This window comes from Leptolinea tardivitalis (assembly GCF_001050275.1).
GTDB lineage: Bacteria > Chloroflexota > Anaerolineae > Anaerolineales > Anaerolineaceae > Leptolinea > Leptolinea tardivitalis.
This window is the reverse complement of the sequence record NZ_BBYA01000008.1, coordinates 343,444-369,297: the sequence shown is the minus strand read 5'-3', so window position 1 is coordinate 369,297 and position 25,854 is coordinate 343,444. Positions and strand designations below refer to the sequence as shown.

Below are 25,854 nucleotides of genomic sequence, written 5' to 3'. Positions count from 1 at the left end.
ATGGAACATAACAAAAGCCAACCACCGGATATTTCTACGGCACATCTTCTTTTTAAAGGAACGCAGCATTTCCACCCATCTGGTTGGCGAACACTAGCCTACCGTCAGATCAAATCCCGATCTGTTCGAATATTCCTGGTTGATTTGAACCATATTGATAATTTTGCCAACCGGCGGTAACTTAACACCACGATCAAGCTAGAACAATCCAGACATTTTTTCATCCATGAAAATTTACCCCCTCTTGCAGACGTTGTGTCTATATATATCACTGATATGGCATACAATTTATTAATTTTATATATATTAGTTGGAAGGTTCTACTTTTCTTCTTTTAAATAACCATGTTGGCTATGCGTAATCAGGGATATTTACAAGAGGCATATTTTTATGGGCAACATATTTTTCTGGGGGAAACAATCTTTTTTATTTACAAATCAGGATAAGGAATTTTTTTTGTGTGTTGATAATTTTGGTATAATAAGTAAGTTGTTTAAGGTACTACACTATAACATCATCGATTATGGGCAGTACCTAAGGACTTTCATATTTTCCAATACCACAAGCAGTACCCTCCCTAAAAACACCAGGGTACCCACGCGGGTGTCGCCAAGTGGTAAGGCAGTACCTTCCCAAGGTACCATTCGTGAGTTCGAATCTCATCACCCGCTCTTCCAATTTTTTGTACATTTCAATAGCCAGATCTTTACCCTGCGGGGCGCACGAAAGCGCCCCGTTTACTTAATCATATGAGGCAGATCATGACAGATAAAATCACTCTTCCCTGGGGAAAAGAAACACACGCTTTTGAAATTCCATCAGAATGGCATATCGTCGGTCGGCTGGAACCATCTGCTTCATTACCAACTATTGATGTATCTGCCGAGGTGCGTAAAGCACTTACCGGGCCGATCATGGCACCGGCGCTGCGCACAATGGTCAAACCTGGAATGTCCATAACAATTGTCATTGATGATCTGAGCCGCCCCACTCCCATTTCGAAAATTCTTCCCGAAGTATTGAACGAATTGACAACGGCCGGTGCTTCTCTTTCCCAGGTAACAGTCATTCCTGCTCTGGGTGTCCATAGGCCAATGACGGAAGAAGAAGTGCGTACACGCATGGGCACCGACGTGTCAGCCGAAATACACCTGGAAAGTCATGACTGTGATAACCCGGAAAAATTAAAAAATATCGGAACAACATCTCGCGGTACTCCAGTTCTGGTTAATAAGACGGCCGCTGAAAGCGACCTGATTATCTCCATAGGATGTATCGAACCGCATATCATCGCCAGTTTCGGCGGAGGATATAAAAACCTCATTCCCGGTATTGCATCGCGTGCCACCATCGCCCATAATCATGCCATCAATTGCCGGCCGGATACATTCAACATGGTTGGCCAGCCGATTGAGGGAAATCCCATGCGGCTTGACCTGGAAGAAGGTGCCGCCATGATCGGCAAACCGGTTTTCCTTATTAACGCCGTCTTGAACAGCTCATTGCAGCCAGTCCGCATTGTGGCGGGTGATCCCATTGCTGCCCACCGCGAAGGCTGCCGGACCAGCGCAGAGATTTACAGCGCCCATCTCGAGAAACCGGCGGATGTTGTGATCACCTCTTCTCATCCAATGGATACAGACCTGCGTCAGGGCGTCAAAGCGCTTGCCAACACCATACGTTCTGTGCGTCCCGGAGGCGTATTGCTTGTTCTGGCCCGGGCAGAAGAGGGCACCGGTGTTTTTGGTCTGGCGAATAAAAAGCTGCCCGTCGGTCGGAAAATGTTAAAATTTATTGCTCCCCTTCTCCTTCCGCTGGTTCTAAAAATGAAATTAAAAGGGATGGGAGAAGAAGATAAGTTCTTCCTCTATTTTGCCCTTCAGGCCATGCTTCGCTGCCGGTTGGTGATGTATGCGCCCACCATTCCTTCTGAAGCACGCGAAAATCTGGTCTTTATAGAATTTGTGAATTCACCGGAAGAAGGGATAGAACTGGCTCGAGAAAAATTCCCCGGTAAAGCACAGGTTGCCCTGTTTCCGCACGGAGGAATGACCTATCCAATTATTGGATAAAAAAACCACCCCATTTCGGGGTGGTACGTTCAAGTCTTCGTGTGCGCTGGGGGGGACTTGAACCCCCACGCCTTGCGGCACATGGCCCTCAACCATGCCTGTCTGCCAATTCCAGCACCAGCGCGGGTACGAGTGCTATTATAATCGGCTCTGTACCTATGTCAAGCAAACACGAAAATAACTGAAAAAGGAGATGCATATGACTCTCGTTCTAGACGCTATGGGAAGCGATCAATATCCCGATCCTGAAATAAGGGCTGCCATCGATTGTTCCATTGAATTTGGTGAAGAGATCATTCTGGTAGGCAATGAGGATATTCTCAAGCCCAAATTAGCCGCTGCCAGCGGTGACAAATCCAGAGTGCGACTGGTGCATGCCCCTGATATTCTGGAAATGTGGGACAAACCTGTTGAAAATGCTAAAAAGAAGCCTTTAAATTCAATGGCAGTCGGGTTGAATCTCTTGAAAACCGGTGAAGGCCAGGCGTTTATTTCTGCCGGCAATACCGGCGGTGTGATGTTCAACGCCCTCCGCATTCTCGGACGTCTCCCCGGTGTACAGCGCCCTGCTCTGACCACTTTATTTCCCGTTAAGGGCGGTCATTGCGTGGTTCTCGATATCGGCGCCAATGCCGACTGTCGACCGGATTTTCTTGTGCAATTTGCGGTTATGGGAAGCATCTATGCGCAAAAAACATTGCAGATTCCCAATCCCAAAGTTGGTCTGCTTTCGAACGGAGAAGAATCCGGTAAAGGCAATCAACTCATCAAAGACACCTATCATCTTCTGGAAAACTGCGGACTGAACTATATCGGTAATGTAGAAGGTAAAGAGGTTTTTGGAGGTCAGACAGACGTGGTGGTGACAGATGGATTCACCGGAAACATTTTCCTCAAATCCAGTGAAGCTGTGGCAAAATTAATCACCGATACGTTGAAGGAAGAATTGATGTCTTCCTTCCAGACAAAACTGGGTGCCGCTCTTGCCAAACCTGCCTTTAAAGCCATTAAGAAAATGATGGATCCGGCGGAGACTGGTGCGGCTCCTCTGCTGGGGATTGACGGCCTGGTTTTTGTTGGTCACGGCCGATCAGATGCCCGTGCGATGGTTTCCGCTTTGCGAGTAGCACACCAGTCTGTTCAGGTAGATTTACTGGGATCTTTACGCACAGCAATCCAGGAACGCCTTGCCCAATTACCAGCCTCAGGCGCCAATTCCTAATCCTCTTCTTTTAGAAAGAATCACTCCATGAAAATAATCACGAATACCAGGTTGATAAATCGAAATAAGAAGATCGGTCAAATTCTTACCTTCACAGCTATCGCTGTGCTGGTCTTGGGTCTGATCATCTCTCTCACGGGTAGTGTACAGAATATCACCTATTCATATATCGCCCTGATCATCGGTTTTCTCATTTCGCAGTTCGGTATCTATTACAGCAATAAATTCGGGCGTTCTCCCCGGCCAGATGAACAGGTCAGTGCATCTCTGAAAGGCTTGGACGACCGCTATTCCCTCTACCACTATGCCACATCAGCCTCCCACCTGCTGGTGGGACCATCTGGAGTCTGGACCATCCTTCCGTACAACCAGCCAGGCATAATTACCTTTGAAAAAGGAAAATACCGGCAAAAAGGTGGCAACTGGTATCTGAAACTATTCGCGCAGGAAGGTCTGGGACGTCCGGAAAAGGAAGCCCAATACGCTCTGGAAGATATTCAAAAGTTCTTTTTGCGTCAAATGGATGCAGATTCAGTTCCTACTGTACATCCATTGCTACTTTTCACCAATCCGAAGGTAACGGTAAAAGCATCGGATGCTCCTTATGTAACAGTGGATGCTGACAAAGTAAAAGACTTCTTACGGAAAAAAGCTAAAGATAACGCATTCCCCCTCGAAAAGGTCAACCAGATCAATGCAGTAATCCTTCCAGAAGATAAATCTCTGGAAGAAACAAAAGATGAGAGTGCAAATAATTAACACAAAACTGGAGCCGGAAACCGGCTCCAGTTTTTTTATCAATTTTCTGTTTTTCTGCCAGATCGATCCACCGGTTTTCGGTAAGGATGATCTCCGCCAGACCGAGTGGATGAAGATGGATCTGTATGGTTCGAACTCTTGTGCCAGGGCTTTTTATCTGACTCCAACACGTTTCCAGAATCTTCTCCCGTTCGTCGGCGAGGTGCTCCTGAACCGCCCGGCCGTCGAAAGTTGCCAGTGCCAGTATGCTCAGAGCGTGACCGGGTCGGCCGGTTGGAAGACCCCGGATGACTGGCCCTTTCGGCGAATCTGTCTGAATTGCGTTCAGCGTGTCTTTTCTCTGCCGGCCCGAATTTCATTTTTGATTCTGATTGCAAACTCTGAAGAGTATTCACTTCCTCAGGCGTTAAATGGCGCCATTCCCGTGGTTTCAATGTTCCCAGGCGCAAGGTTCCAATCCGCACTCGTACAATCCGCACAACCGGAAGACCAATGCGCTTACCAATCTCACGAATCTGGCGTTTCCGCCCTTCCCTCATGATCACCCGTACCCATGCGCCTTTACCCAATTTGGATTCAATCTGAACATCAGCCGGCAACGTCCGGTCGCCGTCTTCCAACACAACACCCCGCCGCCATGTTCCCAGTTGTTCTTCATCCGGGGTGGCAGCCAGTAAAACACGGTATTCTTTTTCGTGACCGTATCTCGGATGAGTCAACCGGTTGGCCAATTCTCCGTCATTGGTCATTAAGATCAAACCTTCGCTGTCAAAATCCAGACGGCCAACTGTAAACAGGTGCCCGGGAATAGGAATCAAATCCCGTACACATGGTCTGGGATCATTCGGATCACTGTCAGAAAGAACATTTCGCGGCTTATTCAAAGCTACATAAATACGTTCAGGTTCTTCTTTCGATAGAACCCTGCCGTCAACCATGATCGAATCAACCGCCGGGTCTGCTTTGGTTCCTAAAATCGCCTTTTCACCATTCACCTTTACGCGGCCTGCAGCGATCAATTCTTCACAGTCACGCCGTGAACCCAGTCCATTGCGTGCCATGATTTTTTGGATCCGTTCTTCCATTTTTGTCTATTCCTTTAATAATTCAATGCCTTTTTCAGCCTCTGCAGACTCTGGTTGTTCTAAGGGAGGTAATTTCTGCAAAGAATCTATACCAAAATGTTGTAAAAACTCAGCCGTTGTACCATACAAAATTGGTCTGCCGGGTGCTTCCGCCCGCCCTACTTCTTGTACGAGACCTTTATTTAACAAACTTTTTAAAACGCCATCTGAATTGACTCCACGAATGGAATCCACCTCGGGTCGCGTGACCGGTTGTCGGTAGGCAATAATTGAAAGTGCTTCCAGTGCAGCACGGCTCAATCGGGCAGTAACATCAAGACCAAGAAATTTCTCTGCAAATGGAGCCAATTCGGGTGCGGTTGTTAACTGAACTCGTCCACCATGAAATTGCAGACGTAAACCCCGGCTTTGTTCAAAAACTTCACTCATAGTGGAGAGCTCTGCTTCAACCTGGTTGACCGGAACATTCATCACCTCGGCCAATTGGTCAGGTGTGACCGGGCCAGGTGCAATAAATAACAGGGCTTCCAAAGCCGACTGCAAGTTGATTTCAGGTAATTTTTCTCTCTCTTCACTCATGCTATAATTGCCGCGATATTTAGGGTATTTTCTACCTATTATAAGGGTTAAAGTAATGAAAACGAAGAAAGTAAAAATAATATTGATTCTGTCCTTGCTTGTAGCTTCAGCCTTGGCCTGTAACCTTCCGGCTGCCGTAACGAAAAGCGAGAAAAAAGAGGTTATCCCAACAATCCCTGCCGCCGAACAACAGCAGCTTGAAAACCAGATCGCCTCTCAAATCAGTCAGGCTGCCAGTGGCCAACAAATTACCGTCGAATTAACCGAAAGCCAATTGACCAGTCTCATCAATTCAAAAATCCCCGCCACTCAGGATGCACAATTTTCCAACATTCAGGTTACTCTGAACGACAATCAGGCGCAGCTTTCCGGTGATGTCGTGGCCAGCGGAATATCAGGCAAGGTTAGCATTTCTCTGGCTGTTTCCGCTGATGCCGAAGGGAAACCAGCTCTTACCATCACGAATGCCACCCTGAATGGATTCTCACTGCCGCAAAGTATGTTGACAAATATCTCCACTTCCATTAATGATGGGATAAAGGGACAGACCGGTCAGGGTTTTATCATCCAATCCATGTCAATTTCGGATCACAAATTGATTATCACCGCTCAGAAACTCTAATTGCGGGACAAAGGTCATCATTAAACGTCGGATAGAACTCCCACTGTTAATTCTCGCCTTTATGGCGATAACCACCATCCTTATTACAGGATGTGCCGTCACACCCACTCAGACGACACTTGTATCAGTCGTTATCAGTGTCGACGGCACAAAGCTAACCGTGGATGTTCCTCCGGGTTCAAGTGTTCAAGCGGCTTTGGATAAAGCAGGAATTACTCTGGCTCCCCTGGACAAAGTAAATCCACCGGCGGGTTCTGTAATTGCTGATATTTCACTCATTACAGTGACGCGTGTTCGAGAAGAATTCGATACCCGTGATGTGACCATTCCTTTTGAACATCAGACCGTGCGCAATGAAGCCCTTCCTGAGGGACAAACCATGATGATCCAGCCTGGAGAAAACGGGCAGCGTCAAGACACGTACCGCCGGGTTTTTGAAGATGAACAGCAGACAGCCGAAACCCTTTTCAAATCACAGGTGATTAAAGAGGCCAAGCCCGAGATAGTGATGATCGGCGTACGGGCTCCTTTTAGTTCGACTGCAATTCAAGGGCATATCGTCTATCTCTCTTCCGGCAATATTTGGATGATGGAAGGTTCCACAGGCAATCGCCGGCTTATCGTCACCACGGCAGATGCCGATGGGCATGTTTTGAGTCTTTCAAACGATGGGAAATGGGTGTTGTTCACTCGAAAGCTAAAAGATAGTGAACCGAATATTATTAATTCACTGTGGCTTGCTCGTACAGACGTTAAAACGGAGACACTGGTTAATCTGCATGTGAATAATGTAATTAATGCAGCAGGGTTTATTCCGGGAAAAGATGTCACATTTACATATTCCACCGTCGAATCTCGTACGGCGGCTCCCGGTTGGCAATCCAACAATGATCTTCAGCTCTTACGCATAGATAACGGTGGTCAAATCATCGGCGGGAAAGAAATTGTGGCGGTCAACTCTGGTGGCGTTTTCGGATACTGGGGCACCCGGTATGTCTGGTCGCCAGATGGCGAACGGCTTGCCTATGCGCGCCCCGATTCTATTGGACTGGTAGATCCAGATAGCGGGGAGATGACAGAACTAATGCATATTACTCCCCTGCAAACAAGAGGTGACTGGGCCTGGGTTCCAGCCATTGGCTGGTCTCCCGACCACAGATCGCTATTTTTCACCAATCATAATCAGGATCCCGCTGTTTCTACCCCGGAACAATCCCAGCGTTTCAATGTATCCGTCACCGTTCCCCGCCAGGGATTAACCCTCGAACTCGTTCCTGAGACTGGTATGTTTGCTTATCCCATCCCATCTCCCTGGTTAGATGAATCAAATTATCTGGTAGCTTATCTGCAGGCTGTGTTTCCCGGTCAAAGCGAAACCAGCCGCACCCGCTTGATGGTGATGGATCGCGATGGTTCAAACCATCGACAGGTTTTTCCGCCGGAAGGTTCACAACCAATCGAACCCCAACAGGTGACCTGGTCACCGCCACCTGAAGATAACATCCCCCAGAGAATCGCCCTGATCTATCAGGGCAATATCTGGTTTGTCGATCCATTCACCGGTCAATCGCAACAAATTACCGGCGATGGTCTGGTCAGTATGCTCGCCTGGCGATAAAATCAAACCCCTATAAGAGGAATAATGAGAGTACTAATAACTGGTGCAGCAGGCTTTTTAGGTTCACATTTATGTGATCGCCTTATTTCAGAAGGTCATGAAGTAATCGGTATGGACAATTTTATTACCGGTAATCCGGAGAATCTTGCCCATCTGGCCGGTCATCCCCGATTTACTTTTATCCGGCATGATGTGGCCAATTTCATCTTTGTACCCGGCAAAGTGGATGCGGTTATGCACTTTGCCTCACCGGCAAGTCCAAACCCTGATTCGCCATATGGTTATACCAATTTACCCATTCAGACCATGAAAGCCGGGGCCTTGGGTACCCATAACACTCTGGGTGTTGCCCGAGCACATCAGGCTCGGTTTCTGCTGGCTTCCACCAGCGAAATCTACGGGGACCCGTTGGAACATCCACAAAAGGAAACATACTGGGGGCATTGCGATCCAATTGGTATTCGCTCCGTCTACGATGAAGCCAAACGATTTGCTGAAGCCCTGACAATGGCCTATCACGGTGCACATGGCATTGATACCCGCATTGTTCGGATTTTCAACACATACGGTCCGCGTATGCGGTTGGATGACGGCCGCGTAGTTCCCAATTTCATCCAACAGGCTTTGCGAAAAGAACCATTAACCGTTTACGGTGATGGCATGCAAACGAGAAGTTTCTGCTTTGTAGATGACCTTGTAGAAGGAATTTACCGCCTGTTACTTTCTGACGAACATTACCCGGTCAATATTGGCAACCCGACAGAAACAACGATCCGCCAATTTGCCGAGACAATCAATCACATCACGAACAATCCAGCCGGTATCCAGATAAAAATGGATCTGCGTCTCGGAGATGACCCACAAAAACGCCAACCCGATATCACCAGGGCTAAATCCATCCTTCATTGGGAACCAAAAACCTCCCTCGAAGAAGGGATCAACAGGACCATTCCATACTTCAAGGAGAAGTTAGGCCTTTTATGATTCTCTCCAATCCCCAAGAAAGAACCCGCTTTTTCAAATTCGCTGCCGTAGGCGCTTTTGGGGCGGTTATTGATTTCGGTTTCTTTAATCTTTTTACCAGTCTCGTTGGTATTCCGGCGATTATTTCCAGTGCACTGTCATTCATCATGGCCGTGGCCAGCAATTTCATTCTAAACCGCTACTGGACATACCCCGATTCGCGAAGCAAACCATTGGCACGGCAGGCCGTGCAATTCTTGCTGATCAGTCTGGTTGGTATGGCCATACGTCTGGGACTGTTTGCCCTGCTCGAAAAACCATTGATTTCTCTCGCAGAAAGTTACCTTCCAAATATCGGCCTGACACCAACTTTCATCGGCCACAATTTCACTCTGGCTTTTGCCATTCTGGTAGTCATGATGTGGAATTACATCGCCAACCGTTATTGGACCTACAATGATATTGATTGAACCTCAGGGTTAAATCATTTTTGTCGGCGAAATTTAAAAGAAAGCCTATAAAAGAAAATGTCTGGACTCAGGATTATCAGTGGAACTGCCCGCGGGATGCGTATACAGGCTGTTCCTGGTGACACCACCCGCCCTGTCACTGACAGGGTGAAGGAATCACTGTTCAATATCCTGTCAAGCGACGTTCGGGGATCAATCTGGTTGGACCTTTTTGCCGGTACCGGCAGTATTGGCATCGAAGCGCTCAGCCGCGGGGCTGAATATGTACGTTTTAATGAGATGAATCGTCTGGCTATTCAGACCATACATACCAACCTTGAAATCACCCGATTGAAAGCCAAAGGTCAGGTTACACAGGGCGATGCATTCACACTTCTGCGATCTGCCCCTGATCGTGCGTATGACTACATCTATATTGCCCCACCCCAGTATAAATCCATGTGGAGTGAAGCGCTTCAAATGGTGGATGACAACCCCGGTTGGTTAAGTGAAGATGGCTGGGCGATCGTTCAAATTCATCCGGTTGAGATGGAAGAAATCTCGCTGATTAATCTTGAAGAAATCGATCGGCGTAAATATGGGAGCACATTGCTGGTTTTTTATGAAAGAAAACTGGCAGTATGAAATGGCGTTCCAGGTCCCTTATGACTTGTTAGAAATCAAGCGAATATTAAGCCGGCCGTCTGGCGAATATGAATATAGACCGAAAAACGGTGGTTCTCCAGATTTGAACGCCAGAACACGCGGAATTAATACTGGCAGGTCTTCCACCAAAGGAAGGGAAACCATATCAAATTGGTGAACCCATTCCAGGCTGCCTTCTCCACAAGGCTCAAGTTTGGGTTCACTTCCTTCATCAACCTTCCCACGGAATACATGCAATTGAATGCCGGTTCGTTCTCCGGTATCAATTGTGAGAAGGGCACAGAACTCCAGATCGACATCTATGATTCCAGTCTCTTCCTTAAGTTCCCGGTAAGCCGCAGATAATACATCTTCTCCCTGCTCAATATGACCGCCAATCCCGTTATACTTGTTTGCCCATAATCGTTTGGATGGCGACCCTTTAATCATTAATACTTCCCGCCCGCGGGTGAGGAATATCAATACCCTGGGAATTATCTTATACCGATCGTGAGACACTCCTTGATCAGATACGGGCATTCTTCAAATTTCCTTTCCGCAATTAAAAAAGAAAAAATAAGGGCAGGTCAATGACCTGCCCTTGATTCTAACATCGAGAATATTTTATGAATCAGTCAGCCATGCCGGTCACATCTTCGGCAGCTGCTTCGCCCACAAAGTAATCTTTTTCCACCGGATCAATCACTTTAGCATGAACCGTCTTGGCAACGATTTCGCTTGTGCCCTTCAATCCTAACAGTGTGAACAGTTTGGTGAATTGATCTTCCCAGGCTTTGCCGATTTCAGCGCGAACGTTTTCGGGCAGATTCCAGCTCTGTTTCTTGAAAGGACCTACTGCACTCTTGCGAGTCTTGTAATAGAACTGCTCATCGGTCATATCTGGTTTGCGATCTGCAGCATTATTCTCACGCAGATATTTGTACATTTCATCTTTCAGGCTGGCAGGAATATGATCGTACCAGATATTCATGAAGTTAGTTGCCAGGTGAATCTCGAGGCCTTCATACTGTACAAAATGACCAAAAGCATCTTCAGGCAGCGTTGAAGCGCCATGCTGAACTGCGCCACCCAGGCCGTATTTACGAGCTTCTGCACCCAGTTCTTTGAGGCAGTTGAAATCAACATTCACTTTGGCAATGCTGCCATCTGGAAGAACCACGCCGCCATGTGATGTGCCGGTCTGGATGCTGATCTTGCTCAGACCAACAGCCTTCGGATCAAGTTTGGCTAATGCAGCTTTGTACCCTTCCAGGTAACCACGCAATTCTTCTACGGTAGAATTATGCCCGCCAACTTCTCCGATTTCACCACCGACCGAAATTGTCACACCGGCCGGTTGGGTATCACGCAGGAATTTGGTGAACATGGAAGACAGACCAACATTAACAGCCTGCTGTTCAGGGATGGTTTTCTTTTCAAGGTCAACCAGTGTGGATGTATCGACATCAATGTTGAACCAACCGGCTGCAATGGCTTCTACCATCAAAGTTTTCAGCGATTCAATTTCTTTGTTTGGATCCGTAGCATAGGCTTTCGGTTTGACCTGGAAGTGGTCACCCTGCAGGAATACCGGGCCTTTGTAGCCTTCTGCAATGGCGGCAGCCAGAACAGAGGTGGTGTATTCAGACGGGCGCTGATCGGTGTAAACCATTTCGCTGCGGGCGATTTCAAACAGGATGGATGCGGCATCCATTTTTTTCGCGGCACGGAAAACAGCAGAAGCGCAGTCAAAAGTTTGAACGCGCAGGTTGATTGCAGGAACGGTGAATGTGGGTTTTACTTCGCCAGTACCGCGGGCCATATAAAGTTCATGGATGGAGGCAGGGACAATGCCCATCTGCTGGGCAATACAGCGGGTGATATAGCGGGCTGCACCTGCTCGAGGTCCTTTTTCAAGCGCAGAGATTTCTGCCAGTTTTCGAGCATATTTTTTGGCGGTATCCGGTTTTAACAACTTGACTTTGTCACCGGTGATTTCGATACTGTTTTCCAACAGGGTTACAAATTCTTTTGCCAATGCTTCTTTCATGTCTCAATATCCTCCAGGAAAATTCGATAGTTCCTGTTATTAGCTCAGGAACATCGGGACGCCCATAAAGTCTTTGACTCTCGGACGGTACGTCTCAATATCATAAAAAGCGGGAACATCCACACGTTTTTTTCCAGCCATGATCATATCGATCGGAACTGTGGTGTATTTCCCGCCATGCAGGGCAGTCATTTTACCTGTTTCATTGCGTTTAATCAATTGAACGGCCAGATTACCAAAGGACATAGCCACCATGCGGTCCAACGAATCAGGTGCACCAGAGCGCATCATGTAAGCCAGCTGCTGATACATGATATCCTGTCCTGTGCGGGCTTTAATTTCTGCCGAAACGAGTTCGCCGATTCCACCAAGTTTACGGTGACCATAGGCATCCGCTTCGCCTTTTTCAATAATCTCGCCGCCTTCCATGATGGCGCCTTCAGAAACAGTGATCATGGCATAGTTAGACGGATTGCTCCGTTTATCATCAATCAAGAAATCACAAAGTTTATTGATATCAAACGGGACTTCTGGGATCAGGGCGCGATCGACATATGCCAGGTAGGCAGCAATCAGGCTGGTCTCACCAGAATTCCGGCCAAACAATTCAACAACACCGATGCGTTCATGCGAACCGACTGAGGTGCGCATATTTGTGATCATATCCACACTGCGGGTAACAGCCGTGGAAAAGCCAATGCAGTAATCTGTACCAAAAACATCATTATCCATGGTTTTGGGGATGGCGACGCACGGATACCCTTCTTTGTGCAGACGGGCAGAATAGCTTAATGTATCGTCACCACCAATGGTGACCAGGGTATCTATTGTCAGATGGTCCAACACCTTCATCACATAATCGGTGTAATCCATGATTCCTTCATCATTAACCTTGACACCATAGGATGAAGTTTTTAAGAAATCTGGAATCCGATTTACGGTAACTTTTTGTGGATTGGTCCGTGATGTGTGCAGGAAAGTTCCACCAGTCCGATCAATCGTCCGGACATCTTCTTTGTGAAGCTCGCGGACGTAATACTCATGGGTAGATGGTTCATTCAGGTTGTAGTTGAGCAGGCCAGCCCAACCCCGGCGGATACCCAGAACCCTGTACCCCATTTCCAATGCACCGATAACCACTGCCTTCATGCATGGATTTAGCCCTGGTACATCTCCTCCGCCTGTTAAGATTCCAATGGTCTTCGACATTTCTACCTCCTCAAGATAAAAAAATAGAAGTTCATTTTACCGGCGGCATTTCAGGCGCGGCACCGCCAGGTTCAATCGCGGGGATCTGGAATGTAACTGTACAACCTTTTCCCGGTTGTGAGTCTATCTCTATCTCACCGCCGGCCATCTTGATACGTTGTTGAAGAGTCTGAAGACCATGCGTTCCAGATTGGTCCATCTGAGTAGCATCAAACCCTTTCCCGTTATCTCGTACGATTACACGTACGATTGAATCTTCATAAATGACCTGCACATACAGCTGTAATTTAACCGGATAATCCTTATTATGTTCAACAGCATTGGTCAATAACTCTTGAACAGCCCGGAAGAGTAAGACATCCAGGTAACTGACCAGACGACGCTCGGCCCCTTTGTATTCGAATTTGTACTCTACGCCGTTTTGTTCAGCAAAACTCTCGAAAAAGCGTTTCAACGTTGGAAGCAAACCCAGATCATCCAGAGTCATCGGGCGTAATTCATAGATATACGCTCTGATCTTTTTGAACGTAGCATCGGCGGCTGCTTTCAGGTTTTCAAGCTCAATCTTGGCTTTTGCTGGATCTACATCCACAAGATGGTTGGCGATTTCTGCCTGGATGATGAAATTGGAGAGAACCTGAGCCGGGCCATCATGCATTTCATGGGAAATCTTAATCCGGTCATTTTCGATGGCATCCATCACCATCGCCAGTGTTTCCACGCCCGTGGATTGTTGAGATTGTTGTTGCTGTTTTACATCTTTGCTGATAGCTTTTTCATTGAAAACAAAAAGCTGTACTTTTTCAAGATAATTGATATACCGCTGTAAATGGGATTGATCAGATTGTAATTTATCCATCTGACCGCGCATGACCAACAACCGCTGCTGCGCATCAAGTGCTTCATTGAACGTCAGGCGTAATTCTTCACGGGGCAGGGTTTCAAAACTAGTTTGAACTTGCTGCATTTTTCCGGTAATGGCCGCATTCCGCTGCGTCAACCGCGTCAATTCAGCCTGACTCTGCTCGAGCATCATCCTGATCTCTGACATCGTGCGTCGGGATTGTTCGAGTTCATTATTAACTTCTTGTTGAAATTCCAACCAGGGGTCGCTTGTTTCAGCCCGTTTAATGGTCATCCTGAATCTCCCACTTCAGTAATGCTTTAATTGCAGGTACTTTTGGGTATTCAAGGCACAAGTGAATAGTATAGCATAACCTGTTTGTCATATTGATTATTTTTGTTCTTTTTCTTTTGGATTTTCTTCCCGTTTTGCACATTGCCAGACAGCTATGATCAGTACCGAAAGTATGACAATCCGCCAAACGAGAGATGGTTGAATAAACGTGAATACCAGTAATGCCGCCAGGCTGACAACTCCAATTCCCAATGGGAGCAGCCAGTCCTTTTGACGAAATACCAGCCAGCCTGATATTAATCCTGTCAGGAGAGTTGCCACCCAGATGACGATCTCAAGCGGCTCAATAGGTGAAGGGAGTGACTGCCCTTCCGCCCGTTCCTTAATTCCTCGAAGCATGGCTTTCTCCATGACGAACCCTCCCGCATTCAAGAACCAGTTCATCACAGGGTTCGATCCGCCTTCAGGTGCTTTGATTTTCATGCGGATGATCAAGCGAGTAGAATCTGAACCTGACGCCTGAAGATTCCAGCTCCAGGTCCACCCCATACCGAAAAAATCATCCGTTGCCGCAAGGAAATACTTTCCGTCTTTGTATTCTTTGATAGGAAGCATATTGTTGATGATGAAATCCCCCGGTTGTGGATGTTGGAATTGGGGATTCACCATCGAAGCGTTCTGATATGACTGATCTTGCGAGATCATATTCTCTATAAACGTATAAGAATAGAAACCGCCCCGGGATTGGCCAATTTGTACGATCCAGGGCCATACCTTTTCCGGAGGTGCAGCAATGGTCAATCCATGCGTCCAGATAATGGACGGCTCCGGAATAATCTCATCTCCAGGATAAACTGCTTTTACATCATTCTCCGAGGCACCATACGTTTCAATCCAGGAAGGTAAAGCAGAAAAGGTGATCCCCATAAAAACAAGCATAATCAAAAAACCATACAATAATCTGAGCCATTTGTTCTCTATACGCCGCATTGAAAGCCTCATTCCATCTCTATACAGATCGAAAGCTCTTCAGCTTTCCATTCCTGTTTCATAAGAATTTGCGCAAATTATACAGTATTCATCCATAATTTCTTATTTCTTCCAGGCATATACCGTCATATTTTCACCACCTGATAGCGGTGAAATTTTTCCTCCGGTTTGATATACCTGACGGGCATGTGATGTCATTTTTGGATACCAGGCGGGAAAAGTAACCAGATAATCCACATCCTTTCGGTTCAGATAAGCTGCCAGTTGATCTTCATCACGCATAATCGGAATCACCTCTGGATTAACCAGACCGGCCAGATCCACTACGTCACGATTGGAAAAATACCCGATCGCCCCGATATCATGAACCGCCAGTCGACTCCCGGCCGGCGTATTATCCCGCAGCCAGCGAGCTGTCTGTACCATTTCGGTTTCGATAATTCCCACGTCGGTGCGAAAAGCAGCCAATCCCATGACAAAAAACGTCAGAGTGACGGCAGCCAGCGCTGACAACCAGAACATTCGGGATAAATTCGCCCGGCGGTTTTTCCCCCATTGATTCACCAGAGTAATCACCCCCCATAATCCAATCAGAAAGAAACCTGCCATAGCAGGCATCATATATCGCCCGTGCTGATAATTTACTGGCAAACGGACGGCATACAGCACCAGGTATCCTGTAAACCAGAGAAAGACTCCAGCCTGTTCAACCTTTTTCTCTTTCCAGATACATATTGCCGCAGCAATGATTCCCGGAAGTAAAATAACACCCCCTCCGGCAAGAAATGGAAGAATGAGTGAGCCTAATCGTGTAAAAATGGGTAATGTAGTAGAAGCGCTGTATTCAGCCTGTTTGGCAGAAAAAGTTGACGGCCAGGGGCTTCCTGCAAGTTGATAATTAAACAATAGATAAGGTGCAAAGAGGCAAAGAAATATGGCCAGTATGGTCGCCAAATCTCTTGCCGTACTATGCCATCTTTGTTTCCGACATACGACCAATAATAGTGCAGGACCCAGCAGGGTAATTCCATCCGGCCTGACCCATACACTCAACCCAATCAATAGGCCTGCCAGCCAGGATTTTTCCTTTCCCTGCCCCAGGAAAAAAAATACAGCCAGTATCAAACAGATATAGACGACTGTCTCCATACCAGAAACAGAAGCCCAGATTAAGTGCCATTCGAAAATAAAGAAAAGACCAACCCAGGGGAGCAATCCCGAATAAGCGGGCACCCAGCGCCGGAGGATTAATTCTGCGAACAGGGCGATTCCAAATAAAGAAAGAAGCCCCAAAAACCCTGACCAGATGATCGGGGAAATTTTTAGTAGATATGCCCCTGCCAGCAACACTGACCATAACGGTGACGTAGATCCGCCGGAAGGCTGGCCGGGGTTAAATGACCATTCTCCCCTTTGAACCAGGTTGCGTGCATAAACTTGATGAATCCAGGCATCATCCAAAGGGAATCCCCAATAACCGGAACTGGCAGAAAAAACCAGGAAAATGGCAACTACCAGAATCGAGGCGCCCATCAGTATTAAGAAAATGGTTTTTCTGAAATCCGGTTTCATTAATTTCCTCCGGATGATTGGTTGATTTTTAAGAGAATTTTATCGTCCAGGCGATCAACAACTTTAAACGCTGAGAACTTTTCTGGTTGGCGGTATAACGGCATCAATCTGCTGACCAGGTTTTTTTCCAGCAGAATGTAATCGATCTTAAACTTTTCCGCTACCTCGAGGGCTGCCTGTGGATTTCCATAGGGAATGACCACAGACTCACGTCCAGAAATCAGAGAAAAACCAGCCGGGTTATTGATCATGATTCGGTCTGAAACTGGAATGCCGTTCTTATTAATCATTTCTGTCGCCGTCACCGAATCCCGGTAGCTTTCCTCCCATAAAGGCTGCATGGGATTATTACCGATTACCATCATTTGAAACACGAAGACTGTGGTGATTGCGCAAAGAAGGATAGCACCAGGAGCAAACATTTTTATGGATCTAGCGGCATTCCAGTTCCGCTTTGGCGCAATCCATTTCAGTACATCCGCCAGACCGGCCGCTGAAAGACCCCAGATCAGCGGTTGCAGGGCGGCAGATGAATGTAAAAAACCACCTCGTCGTCCCGAATAAGGAAAGACAAATGACATGACCAACAGAATGACGATCTCCATTCCGATCCCCATCCGTACCAGAGGATCATGCCGGCGGTTCCAGATGCCTGCCACACAAAACGGGAAGAGAAACACCAGTCCCTGAACAGCCACCATAGCCGCCAGGTTGTTCCCCAGTGCTGCCAGGCGATCACGCAAAATAATTCCCCAGCCTGGAGTGATCCAATGGTTGTAGGTTAAAACTTCCGGCGGATATGAGAACAACTCATCATAATTTGTTGTCCAGAGAGCCCGGGATGTATGAGGAGTAAAGAGGCTTCCAAATTCGACAACATTCCGGCTATACCAGAACCAGGTGGCAGAAAAATATCCTGATGCCAACAGGAAACCGTAAAATATCAATTTTTGCCGTGTGGAAGTGTTACCAGATTTTATATATTGATGTATCCAGAAACCGGCGGTCAATGCCAGCCAGAGGAAACCATCTGCCCGGTTTAAATGCATCCATCCTGATGCCAGTCCAAATGCCAACCAGATGAATGGTTTGAAGGGCAGGCAGTCGGCCAATGTTCCATCCATCAGGAACAGGATCAGCCAGGCACCCAGCATTATCAGAAAGAAGCTATCCACAGTGGAAGAATAGGGGACATAGTATCCACAGAAGACAGCCAATCCGGCTGACAGCCAACCGGTCAACCTTGTTTTATCCAGCCGCCATCCCATCCAACTGGCTGCCGGAACGACAAGGGCAGCCAGAAGAACGAAAGGCAGTCTTCCGAAAGAGAAATCAGTTGTACCTGATATCCGCATCCCGGCAGCGGCTACGAGGGATGGTGCCGGCATCCAATACGTGTGCGAGGCATACGGCAATCGGGTTGGATCATCTAGAAAATTCCAGATGATAGGCTGAGTAAGTCCGTGCCCGGTTGCCAATCGAGTGGCAGATAAAGTGTAGTATTCGGCGTCCATATACCCCGGAACGCGAATCCATATCGAAAATATGGCAAAAACAGTCAGCGCAATGAAAAACTGGATCAGATAGTCACGAAGTCTCATTCAGTCATCCCGAACAGAGTGATATTCAAGGATTAATAAGTCACCAAATGCGTGTTCGATCGGTTTTCCAAACTTCAAATCGAGGTTACGAATAACAGGATGTCCGCCTGTAGTTGAATATTCCTGGATCGTTTGTGAGAAAACGACAAAGAATATTCGGCTGAATCCCTGGACGGCATCATCTGGATCAATATAAATAAAGGATGTCAAATGAAGGGCATCACTGGTCTGCCGGGCAAGGGTGTCATTGGCACTGCCAGGCTGATCTGCCAGGAAACGTTGATTCAATCCGGGAGCATATACTTGAAACGGGAAAAAGCTCAATTTATTATCATGCAGCACAATATCATCATTTTTCATCTCAGATAAAAGATATTGTGATGCTGGTTGAAATGGTGACCGTGGAAAACTTTCATAATTGATGGATACAGGTAGCGTAACCAAAGAAGACACCAGGATTAATCCACCAATGAGTATCTGTTCTATCTTGCGTGATCGCGATCCCAATACCCCAATGCAGGCTGAGATCCCCACATAGCCGCTTAAAAAACCACGTGGAACGAACATCGGCCGCATCAAATAGGAAAGAAGAAACAGGCAGATCGGGGGGATAAGAGTCATCAGGGTAAAAAATAACAGGGGAGCATTGTCCTGTTTATGACGAAAAAATTCCATCCCGCAGAGGATTGTTATCATCAAGATCGCAAACAGGACAAAACCCAAAACCCACGCTGGAGATGGGATATCACCCAGAACCATGATGACCGCCTGGATTACTTCAACAATACCCGGCACCGGTGTCCAGAAGGCATGTTGTACCTTGGCAATTTGTCCGGGGACCATAACCAGCCAGGGAAAATATAAGACCAGTGAAAACACACCCGCAGCGAAACAACTAATCAGGCGTTTTCTGTCTTTTTTGCATAAGTAATATCCAAAAGGCGCCAGAAGACCAAAACCAGCCAGAGCATGGCTGTACAAAGCTCCTGCTCCGCAGATAACCATTAATAACCATTTCCAAACAGGCATCTTTATTGGATCTTCTACCCTGTCCATCTGGATGGCAAACCAATCCCACCCAAGAATAAACAGCGTCGCGAGGCTGTACATACGGATATCCTGCGCATGGTAAAACTGAAGCGGAGATACAGCCAGTATGGCAGCCGTCCAGATGGCGGCTTGTCTGCCAGCCAGCCTGTTTACCAGTGAATAAGAAACCAAGATTATGCCAAGACTAAAGACAATTCCTGGAAGGCGTTGAAACGCGACGGAAGTACCCAGCTGCTGCCAGAGATGCAAAATTAAATAGTACAGAGGCGGCATGGTATCCGCCGCGGTACCTTTCATTATTTCTGCCAGAGGCCGCCCGGCTAACAGGATACTGAAAGCATCATCATATTGAATTCCCCGGGTGGATATTCCAATTAACCGGATGGCAGCCGCCCCGGTGATTATGCCAGTGAGAGGGTGAAATAAAGCCCGGCGCAGATTATCCCTGCCTGGAAATCTGATCAAACCATAGCTGAATGGGACGAATCGCCCACCAGCGAACCCATACCAACAATAATAAGCAAAGTCCAACAAACGGGAAAAACATTACTGAACTCTGGATAGGTTGATACTCATAACTTACTGTTCCTAAAAAGAGCCACCAGAGACCAATCATCAACAGGATCATCAGGAACCATATAAAGTACTTTCCCATGTGGCGGTAGCGTTCATCAATAATCGAAAATAATAAAGCCAGAACAGGCAGGAGAATAATAAAATTGCCTGGATCTGTTTGAATGCCAATCCATTGCGAAACCGTCAGGGTCAGGCAGCAAACCCAGAGAAATCCACGAAATTCATATCGTCGGGAAAGGAACCATTCAACGATCAATAAAACAGATAATATGATGGTCAATGCCAGACCGATTTTCTGACCTGTAGCTGGAAGCCAATCTGCGAAGATCGCCGCCGGTGTACCGGGTGGGTTATATTTTGGATAAAGCACCACTTCGCGCAGGTTTTGCATCAACCAATCGGGAATTAACATAGTGGCAACGATGGATAATACAACCACTGTTCCATACAACCAGCCCAGCATTCTCCAGCGTTGGTTGGAAATTCCCCAGAATGTTAAATAGAGGATAAAAACAAGGGCAATCTGCGGCTTGATGGTCATAAAAGCAAACAATACCCCGGCCAATTCTTCTGCCCTGCCGCGCAACGCTGTCAAACCAGCAACCGAAAGAAAAGCGACAAGAATCACCGCATTTCCATTAATTAATGGACGCAGGCCGTGGTAGAAGAACAAAGAAAAGAGGATAAATCCGACAGTCATGCTCATCCCCGGGCGCCAGTCAGCCAGACGCATGGAGAGAATGGCCAGACCAATCAGGGCTATCTCCAATACAGTCATCCATAGGGACCGGGCAATCACAAAATCAGGGATGAGGGCAAAAGGAAGGAAAATGGAAATACTATAAAGGGGATACGCAACACGCAGTTGATGTTCACCCGCCTGCGCCAGCCGCCCATAAACCATCGTTTGTATTCGTCCCGCCACTTCATCGCTGTAAGGACTGATCCCATCCACCAGAAGAGCCCGCGTACCTACCCAGTGAACGAGAAAATCGTTTCCCCCCGGATTCCGTACCGCATAATAATGGTTGGCATAGGTCAAAGCCGCCAGGAAAATGATCACTCCCAGGGCAGCAAATAACCAGTTGCGTAATTCCCGTTGAATCCTCAATGATCACTCCGGATAATAGATAATTAACGTCATTATAATTCATTGGAGATGCCGAGGATAATCTATGGAATCTTTTCAAAATTGCTAATTTGAGAGATTTTTATATCTAGTTTTTTCCAGCAGAAAACAGATGGTTTTTTCAAAAAACTTATTCTTTAAATAGTTCGTTTAGCTCTTTCTAATTTCATAGTAATTCGTGCGAAATGGATCCCGGCAATCAGTATCAGCATAGTTCGCATGAGCACCACGATCCAGAGGAGGTCAATCCTGCTGCGGCTAAAAAGTATCGGCCATTCGATCAAGCTCAAACCTATCAGGAGCAATGAATATAACGCCGCTATATTGATCGGCAATACCAACAGTATGAGTGGGATAATATACAAAATCCACTGGGGACTCCATCCTGGAGATACCAAAATCAGTAAAGACCAGGCCACACCGACCAAGGCCGTTAGTTGACGATCGGATTGCAGAACCGATTTTAATAAAATCCAAAACCCGATACAGACAGCAATCGAAAAGGGAACGATGGCCGGAATTTTGGCGGGATTTCCCTGCCGATGGAACGCCTTTGCTGGATCCCAACGGTCTGTTAATGGACCGAAATTCCCCGTTCCCAGATTACCATCCAATAAAGCCCAGACAGTCTGCCACGATCCTTTGGAATATTGGGCGGAAAGAGAAGCTGTTGTCATTTGGAGAGAAAACAGCCACAGAAATCCCAGCGTAACAAGAATCGTTATACTGAACAAACAGAAAGTCTTAAGGAAACTTTTTTTATCTGTCCGCTTCCAGACGATGGGTAGTACCAGAGCCGGGAATATTTTTACAAGAAATCCCAATCCCAATGTAAGTCCGGCAGCAAATTGTTTTCTTGTAAGAGCGAACCAGAGACCCAGCAAAAGCAAGAATACAGCCATTGGATCAAAATACCACCAGCCATACGGAAAGAAGGACAAAAACAGGGTGTAAAGACTCAATTTGACTCTGGCCGTCTCTTTCGCATCGGTTCGTTCCACAAGTTTCCAGAAAATTAGAATTGAACCAGCATCAAAAAGAGTCAGGAGACTTGCCAGCATATAACAGTAGATTTTTTCATCCCCACCGGCAAGTCGATACAAACCTGTTGAGATAAAGGGGAAAATCGGAGGGAATTCCACCCAGTAATCAAAAAAAGGCCATCCCGGTATTTGTGCCAGTCGATAGAAATTCAACTGGTCGCCAAATCCAAGGTAGGCAGAATAAGGCATGACGAAAAACAGGATGCACCTGAGGATGATGAATACCCCGGCAGCCAGCTTCCCATCCAGCTTTCGCATTATCGACATGAAAACAACCCTATGGTGAAACCCGGTTAAAAATTACTGCCTGATCGTCTCGATACTGTTCCACCCATTCGTCTTTCGGAAGTGCAAAGACCAACGGCCGATTTGGCTCAATGATTATTCGGGTGATTCCCCATTTTGCCATCAAATCTTGCCAACCATTACCGGCCTGGATGATGGTCAGCCATTCGCCCAGAATGGCATCACCAAAAAGGTCTGTGCGGCCGTCAACAAAGACTTTCTCATCAGGATTCTTCCAGACGATATACCCGCCCCAGTTATAAGCATTGAAAAGCCTGCCCTTTTCAGTGATGGGACTGGCTGCCAGATATTTCACGGCATTTTCGGGATAGTATTTCCTTTCGAAAGCCTCCATCAATACAGGATTCGTCACGGCAGCCAGTTTGAAAAAGCTGAACAGTCCCAGTAGCCCGGCAAAAACCAGATTGATGGTTCTCTTTTGAGAATCTGTCAATTCACGGCGGGGCATTGCTTTGTAGCGGACAAAGAGCTGCTTCAAATATTCCGGAGATTTTTGCGAGATCACTGACCAGACCTTCATGTCCGTCCATGCCTGCAAAAAGATCGGTGTTGATACGACTACAGCCGTCGAAATGTTTCGGCGGGCATATAAAGCCATCAAAATGAACAATAAAGAAGGCATAAGTTGCCAGAAGGGAACCTTACCGGATCGACGGGCGAGACAGAATAGAAATAAGATCAGATAAGCCGCGAATGCCCAGGATTCGACAGAATGAAAATCGGGTGATGCCCATTCCTGTATAAACTGTCTCAGAATACCCACTCCAACAGTCTGAAATGGTATCAGCCACATGCGAATTCCATTTGGGTTGACGGCTGTTGAAAGATAACCGCCAATGGCAACGATAAGAATCAACCCGGCCTGATGCAATTTTTGCTTTTCTGTGGGGAAACCATCCAAAACCAATCCCGCTGCACAGGCCAGTAGATAAAGTATCCCGAGTATGTATCCTCCGTGCAAATTTGACCAAAAAATAAATACAGGAATTGTGATCCAGAGGCTGCGGCCGCCTTTCTTTATCCATTGGTCAATCAACCATGCCAGAAAAACCAGCAATACCAGAGAAAAAAATTGCGGACGCGGAGTCCATAAAGGAGCGCAGGACACACTGGCCAAAAGAACTATTCCTGCTTTTGAAAAATGATCCGATTCCACCTGAAACCATAATATACAGGCGATAATCACAGCCATAAGCCCCATCCAGGCGGAAATTCCAAGCCATCCGGTCAGATGGTAAAGACTGTACAGGAATACTTCACTCAACCAGGAATGATTCACCCAGACCTGCCCCCCGCGCGTGTATGAAAAAACATCAGAAAGCAGAGGCTTTCCAGTCTCTGTCATCACTTTCCCACTTTGAAGATGCCACCAGAGATCAGAATCCAGAGGCGAGCGTGATGCCACCAGAAATATCAATAACAGAGTAAGAACCAGAATCAGGTTCTGGAATCCGATGGAATTTCGGTTTTTAGCAGGCGAAATTGTTGTATCCATGATCACTGACTCGGGGGTATTGGCGTCAATTCACCGATTAGTTCAGACGGATGAACCGGGCGGCTCAGGTCAAAATAGATATGGTAATCTCCGATGGTTTCTTCTCTCCAGTTTACTCCAAGACGAGAAAAACCCGTTTTTAATGCCATATCCAGGGGCGGATTAAACGTCGTGATATATGCCGTCCTGGATGCTCTTTCCACCTGACGGGTGTATTCGGGCAGACGGTTATCACGTGATGTATAACGCAGGTCATTATGATATGGCAGACTAGGAGAATACAGGATTTCTTCCCGACTCTTATAGGCCAGCGGATAAGTCACCCAATAATTGGAATAACCAAACACCTCACCTTTATCCTTCAAAAACTCGATCAGTTTTTCGTCATACTGGTGGTTTATCCATGTCACACTGTCAAACTGCGTCGTAATTCCCGGGGGATTTTTTAAAGCAGACTGGATTGTTCCCACCCCGGCATAAACAACCAAAATGGCCACCAGAGCAAACTGGATTGTTTTTTTTACAGGTAACGAGACCACCGTTCGGGCAAATATCAATGAGAATGGTACCGCCAGGGGAAGAAAATAACGACCTGACGGATCCAATCCAAATGCTGTAAAGATAAAACCGGCTGCCAAAAAACCGACAGATGCCAGAATCAAATACCATTTTTGGCGTTCTCCCGCCTCCATAGTTTTCAACAGTTTTCCGAAAAACCAGAAAGCTCCCCCCCAGATGACCAAAATGAATGGCAAAAGTGGCAGACCAAGCCATCGGATTTCCCATGGCGGACGCAAACCGAATATTGCCGGCAAACCCAGAAACAGGAAGTTGAAAAGATGATTCCCGGTCCTCACAATCCAGGGATCTTTTTCTATGGATACGGCAGACCCGAACATCTCACTTATTTGCAAACTCGATCCTGATTGGAAACCCGCCTGCCACCAGGGAAATGACCCAATAAAAAAGAATATGATTATTAATGCGATGGAAAAAATCCAGTTGTTCTTTTTCCTTGCCTTCAAGATAGTCAGGAATCCATACAAACAGGCTGGGACCGTCGCCACCAGACTGAGTCCAAATGACCAGAATCCAAGACCTGTTATCAAACCAAGAAGAATTGAGAGAATGATCAATCTATGGATAGGCATTTCTCCCTTTTTATCCACGTCCATAGATAAAGCACACAGACAAGCGGCGTTGGATAAAACCAGAGCCTCCCCATACCCACCCAGACTGACTGTTGTGTACAGAGTCACATTCACAACCGGGATGGCCATTAAAAAAGACGAAATAACCGTCACATCTCGCCGATGTGTCAATTTCCATCCAAGAGCGGCTGTCGATATAATAGTACAGGTATAAAGTATCATTTGAAGAATACGGATGGAAAGAATGGAATCCCCCAGCAGGCGGAACAATCCGGCGACAAGAAAAGCATCCAGACTGCCCATATATGCCTGCCCATAAAAGAAAACCGGACGCTCACCCTGCAGAATATGCCGGGCCATCAGTCCAGTAATGGCTTCATCAGAATTGAAGGGAAAGGCCTGGTTGGCCAGCCAGATGATTTTCCAAAGTATCCCCAGCATTGCCATGAGCAAAACCCAGCCCCAGACCGGAATGTTGTCAGATATGATGTTCTTTTCCGTAGACCGGGTTGAATTATTCATTAAATTAT

Annotated in this window: 23 protein-coding genes and 2 tRNA genes; 10 read left to right on the top strand and 15 right to left on the bottom strand. The window is 46.8% G+C overall.

Going from position 1 to position 25,854, the window contains the following annotated elements; all coding sequences use genetic code 11:
* The 3 genes from LTAR_RS05745 to LTAR_RS05735 all read left to right on the top strand — a co-directional run bounded on the left by LTAR_RS05745 (window position 1) and on the right by LTAR_RS05735 (window position 2,072).
* A complete protein-coding gene (locus LTAR_RS05745; RefSeq protein WP_062531917.1) occupies window positions 1–180 on the top strand; it encodes a hypothetical protein in 180 nt (59 codons plus the stop codon).
* Between the two features lie 419 nt (window positions 181–599).
* A tRNA-Gly gene (locus tag LTAR_RS05740) sits at window positions 600–671 on the top strand.
* Between the two features lie 90 nt (window positions 672–761).
* Window positions 762–2,072, top strand: coding sequence for a nickel-dependent lactate racemase family protein (locus LTAR_RS05735; protein WP_062421225.1), 1,311 nt, complete (start codon window positions 762–764; stop codon window positions 2,070–2,072).
* Between the two features lie 42 nt (window positions 2,073–2,114).
* Here the strand turns inward: LTAR_RS05735 and LTAR_RS05730 are convergent.
* Window positions 2,115–2,196: transfer RNA gene (locus LTAR_RS05730), tRNA-Leu, on the bottom strand.
* A 75-nt stretch (window positions 2,197–2,271) separates the two neighbouring features.
* Between LTAR_RS05730 and plsX the strand changes: the two genes are divergently transcribed.
* A complete protein-coding gene (gene plsX, locus LTAR_RS05725; protein WP_158423396.1) occupies window positions 2,272–3,294 on the top strand; it encodes a phosphate acyltransferase PlsX in 1,023 nt (340 codons plus the stop codon).
* Window positions 3,295–3,321: 27 nt separating this feature from the next.
* Window positions 3,322–4,053, top strand: coding sequence for a hypothetical protein (locus tag LTAR_RS05720; protein WP_062421223.1), 732 nt, complete (start codon window positions 3,322–3,324; stop codon window positions 4,051–4,053).
* Between the two features lie 38 nt (window positions 4,054–4,091).
* Here LTAR_RS05720 and LTAR_RS05715 read toward each other — a convergent pair whose 3' ends face one another.
* Complete coding sequence (locus LTAR_RS05715) at window positions 4,092–5,138, bottom strand: pseudouridine synthase (RefSeq protein ID WP_081419832.1); 1,047 nt, start codon at window positions 5,136–5,138, stop codon at window positions 4,092–4,094.
* Window positions 5,139–5,144: 6 nt separating this feature from the next.
* Window positions 5,145–5,717 (bottom strand): SMC-Scp complex subunit ScpB, encoded by a 573-nt coding sequence (scpB, locus tag LTAR_RS05710; protein ID WP_062421222.1) that lies wholly within the window; start codon window positions 5,715–5,717, stop codon window positions 5,145–5,147.
* Between the two features lie 55 nt (window positions 5,718–5,772).
* On the opposite strand from scpB, the gene LTAR_RS05705 reads away from it, so the two are divergent.
* The 5 genes from LTAR_RS05705 (at window position 5,773) to rsmD (ending at window position 10,014) form a co-directional block, all read left to right on the top strand.
* Window positions 5,773–6,339, top strand: coding sequence for a hypothetical protein (locus LTAR_RS05705; protein ID WP_062421221.1), 567 nt, complete (start codon window positions 5,773–5,775; stop codon window positions 6,337–6,339).
* 61 nt (window positions 6,340–6,400) lie between these two features.
* The gene (locus tag LTAR_RS05700; protein WP_062421220.1) at window positions 6,401–7,957 is read left to right on the top strand and encodes a G5 domain-containing protein; all 1,557 of its coding nucleotides are present in this window, start codon (window positions 6,401–6,403) and stop codon (window positions 7,955–7,957) included.
* Between the two features lie 24 nt (window positions 7,958–7,981).
* Window positions 7,982–8,941 carry a UDP-glucuronic acid decarboxylase family protein gene (locus LTAR_RS05695; protein WP_062421219.1) on the top strand — a complete coding sequence of 320 codons (960 nt, stop codon included), beginning with the start codon at window positions 7,982–7,984 and terminating at the stop codon, window positions 8,939–8,941.
* Window positions 8,938–9,390: a GtrA family protein gene (locus LTAR_RS05690; protein ID WP_062421218.1), complete on the top strand. Its 453-nt coding sequence runs from the start codon at window positions 8,938–8,940 to the stop codon at window positions 9,388–9,390. The genes LTAR_RS05695 and LTAR_RS05690 overlap by 4 nt, the downstream gene beginning before the upstream one ends.
* Window positions 9,391–9,447: 57 nt before the next feature.
* Window positions 9,448–10,014 (top strand): 16S rRNA (guanine(966)-N(2))-methyltransferase RsmD, encoded by a 567-nt coding sequence (gene rsmD, locus LTAR_RS05685; protein WP_062421217.1) that lies wholly within the window; start codon window positions 9,448–9,450, stop codon window positions 10,012–10,014.
* A gap of 18 nt (window positions 10,015–10,032) precedes the next feature.
* Here the strand turns inward: rsmD and LTAR_RS05680 are convergent, their stop codons facing one another.
* From LTAR_RS05680 to LTAR_RS05625, 12 genes are all read right to left on the bottom strand, one after another.
* A complete protein-coding gene (locus LTAR_RS05680) occupies window positions 10,033–10,554 on the bottom strand; it encodes an NUDIX domain-containing protein (protein WP_062421216.1) in 522 nt (173 codons plus the stop codon).
* A gap of 91 nt (window positions 10,555–10,645) precedes the next feature.
* Window positions 10,646–12,064 (bottom strand): class II fructose-bisphosphate aldolase, encoded by a 1,419-nt coding sequence (locus tag LTAR_RS05675; RefSeq protein WP_139044419.1) that lies wholly within the window; start codon window positions 12,062–12,064, stop codon window positions 10,646–10,648.
* A 39-nt stretch (window positions 12,065–12,103) separates the two neighbouring features.
* Window positions 12,104–13,273, bottom strand: a complete 1,170-nt coding sequence (locus tag LTAR_RS05670) for a 6-phosphofructokinase (RefSeq protein WP_062421215.1) — start codon at window positions 13,271–13,273, stop codon at window positions 12,104–12,106.
* Window positions 13,274–13,304: 31 nt separating this feature from the next.
* Window positions 13,305–14,411: a sensor histidine kinase gene (locus LTAR_RS05665; protein ID WP_062421214.1), complete on the bottom strand. Its 1,107-nt coding sequence runs from the start codon at window positions 14,409–14,411 to the stop codon at window positions 13,305–13,307.
* Window positions 14,412–14,507: 96 nt separating this feature from the next.
* Window positions 14,508–15,401 (bottom strand): hypothetical protein, encoded by an 894-nt coding sequence (locus LTAR_RS05660; protein WP_062421213.1) that lies wholly within the window; start codon window positions 15,399–15,401, stop codon window positions 14,508–14,510.
* A 102-nt stretch (window positions 15,402–15,503) separates the two neighbouring features.
* Window positions 15,504–16,973, bottom strand: coding sequence for a DUF8728 domain-containing protein (locus LTAR_RS05655; protein WP_062421212.1), 1,470 nt, complete (start codon window positions 16,971–16,973; stop codon window positions 15,504–15,506).
* Window positions 16,973–18,574: a hypothetical protein gene (locus tag LTAR_RS05650; RefSeq protein ID WP_062421211.1), complete on the bottom strand. Its 1,602-nt coding sequence runs from the start codon at window positions 18,572–18,574 to the stop codon at window positions 16,973–16,975. The genes LTAR_RS05655 and LTAR_RS05650 overlap by 1 nt, the downstream gene beginning before the upstream one ends.
* Window positions 18,575–20,089 carry a glycosyltransferase family 39 protein gene (locus LTAR_RS05645; protein WP_062421210.1) on the bottom strand — a complete coding sequence of 505 codons (1,515 nt, stop codon included), beginning with the start codon at window positions 20,087–20,089 and terminating at the stop codon, window positions 18,575–18,577.
* On the bottom strand, window positions 20,064–21,311 hold the full coding sequence (locus LTAR_RS05640; protein WP_062421209.1) for a glycosyltransferase family 87 protein: 1,248 nt from the start codon (window positions 21,309–21,311) through the stop codon (window positions 20,064–20,066). Before LTAR_RS05640 ends, LTAR_RS05645 begins: the two co-directional genes overlap by 26 nt.
* Window positions 21,312–21,466: 155 nt before the next feature.
* Entirely contained in the window at window positions 21,467–22,639 is a 1,173-nt protein-coding gene (locus tag LTAR_RS05635; protein ID WP_062421208.1) for a glycosyltransferase 87 family protein, read from the bottom strand.
* Window positions 22,640–22,649: 10 nt separating this feature from the next.
* On the bottom strand, window positions 22,650–24,173 hold the full coding sequence (locus LTAR_RS05630; RefSeq protein ID WP_062421207.1) for a hypothetical protein: 1,524 nt from the start codon (window positions 24,171–24,173) through the stop codon (window positions 22,650–22,652).
* A gap of 2 nt (window positions 24,174–24,175) precedes the next feature.
* A complete protein-coding gene (locus LTAR_RS05625) occupies window positions 24,176–25,846 on the bottom strand; it encodes a glycosyltransferase family protein (RefSeq protein ID WP_062421206.1) in 1,671 nt (556 codons plus the stop codon).
* Between the last annotated feature and the right edge of the window lie 8 nt (window positions 25,847–25,854).

Bases quoted from the DNA above. Each gene is read 5' to 3' on its own strand.
- LTAR_RS05745 (WP_062531917.1), top strand. From the start codon at position 1: ATGGAACATAACAAAAGCCAACCACCGGATATTTCTACGGCACATCTT.
- LTAR_RS05735 (WP_062421225.1), top strand. From the start codon at position 762: ATGACAGATAAAATCACTCTTCCCTGGGGAAAAGAAACACACGCTTTT.
- plsX (WP_158423396.1), top strand. From the start codon at position 2,272: ATGACTCTCGTTCTAGACGCTATGGGAAGCGATCAATATCCCGATCCT.
- LTAR_RS05720 (WP_062421223.1), top strand. From the start codon at position 3,322: ATGAAAATAATCACGAATACCAGGTTGATAAATCGAAATAAGAAGATC.
- LTAR_RS05715 (WP_081419832.1), bottom strand. From the start codon at position 5,138: ATGGAAGAACGGATCCAAAAAATCATGGCACGCAATGGACTGGGTTCA.
- scpB (WP_062421222.1), bottom strand. From the start codon at position 5,717: ATGAGTGAAGAGAGAGAAAAATTACCTGAAATCAACTTGCAGTCGGCT.
- LTAR_RS05705 (WP_062421221.1), top strand. From the start codon at position 5,773: ATGAAAACGAAGAAAGTAAAAATAATATTGATTCTGTCCTTGCTTGTA.
- LTAR_RS05700 (WP_062421220.1), top strand. From the start codon at position 6,401: ATGGCGATAACCACCATCCTTATTACAGGATGTGCCGTCACACCCACT.
- LTAR_RS05695 (WP_062421219.1), top strand. From the start codon at position 7,982: ATGAGAGTACTAATAACTGGTGCAGCAGGCTTTTTAGGTTCACATTTA.
- LTAR_RS05690 (WP_062421218.1), top strand. From the start codon at position 8,938: ATGATTCTCTCCAATCCCCAAGAAAGAACCCGCTTTTTCAAATTCGCT.
- rsmD (WP_062421217.1), top strand. From the start codon at position 9,448: ATGTCTGGACTCAGGATTATCAGTGGAACTGCCCGCGGGATGCGTATA.
- LTAR_RS05680 (WP_062421216.1), bottom strand. From the start codon at position 10,554: ATGCCCGTATCTGATCAAGGAGTGTCTCACGATCGGTATAAGATAATT.
- LTAR_RS05675 (WP_139044419.1), bottom strand. From the start codon at position 12,064: ATGAAAGAAGCATTGGCAAAAGAATTTGTAACCCTGTTGGAAAACAGT.
- LTAR_RS05670 (WP_062421215.1), bottom strand. From the start codon at position 13,273: ATGTCGAAGACCATTGGAATCTTAACAGGCGGAGGAGATGTACCAGGG.
- LTAR_RS05665 (WP_062421214.1), bottom strand. From the start codon at position 14,411: ATGACCATTAAACGGGCTGAAACAAGCGACCCCTGGTTGGAATTTCAA.
- LTAR_RS05660 (WP_062421213.1), bottom strand. From the start codon at position 15,401: ATGCGGCGTATAGAGAACAAATGGCTCAGATTATTGTATGGTTTTTTG.
- LTAR_RS05655 (WP_062421212.1), bottom strand. From the start codon at position 16,973: ATGAAACCGGATTTCAGAAAAACCATTTTCTTAATACTGATGGGCGCC.
- LTAR_RS05650 (WP_062421211.1), bottom strand. From the start codon at position 18,574: ATGAGACTTCGTGACTATCTGATCCAGTTTTTCATTGCGCTGACTGTT.
- LTAR_RS05635 (WP_062421208.1), bottom strand. From the start codon at position 22,639: ATGTCGATAATGCGAAAGCTGGATGGGAAGCTGGCTGCCGGGGTATTC.
- LTAR_RS05630 (WP_062421207.1), bottom strand. From the start codon at position 24,173: ATGGATACAACAATTTCGCCTGCTAAAAACCGAAATTCCATCGGATTC.
- LTAR_RS05625 (WP_062421206.1), bottom strand. From the start codon at position 25,846: ATGAATAATTCAACCCGGTCTACGGAAAAGAACATCATATCTGACAAC.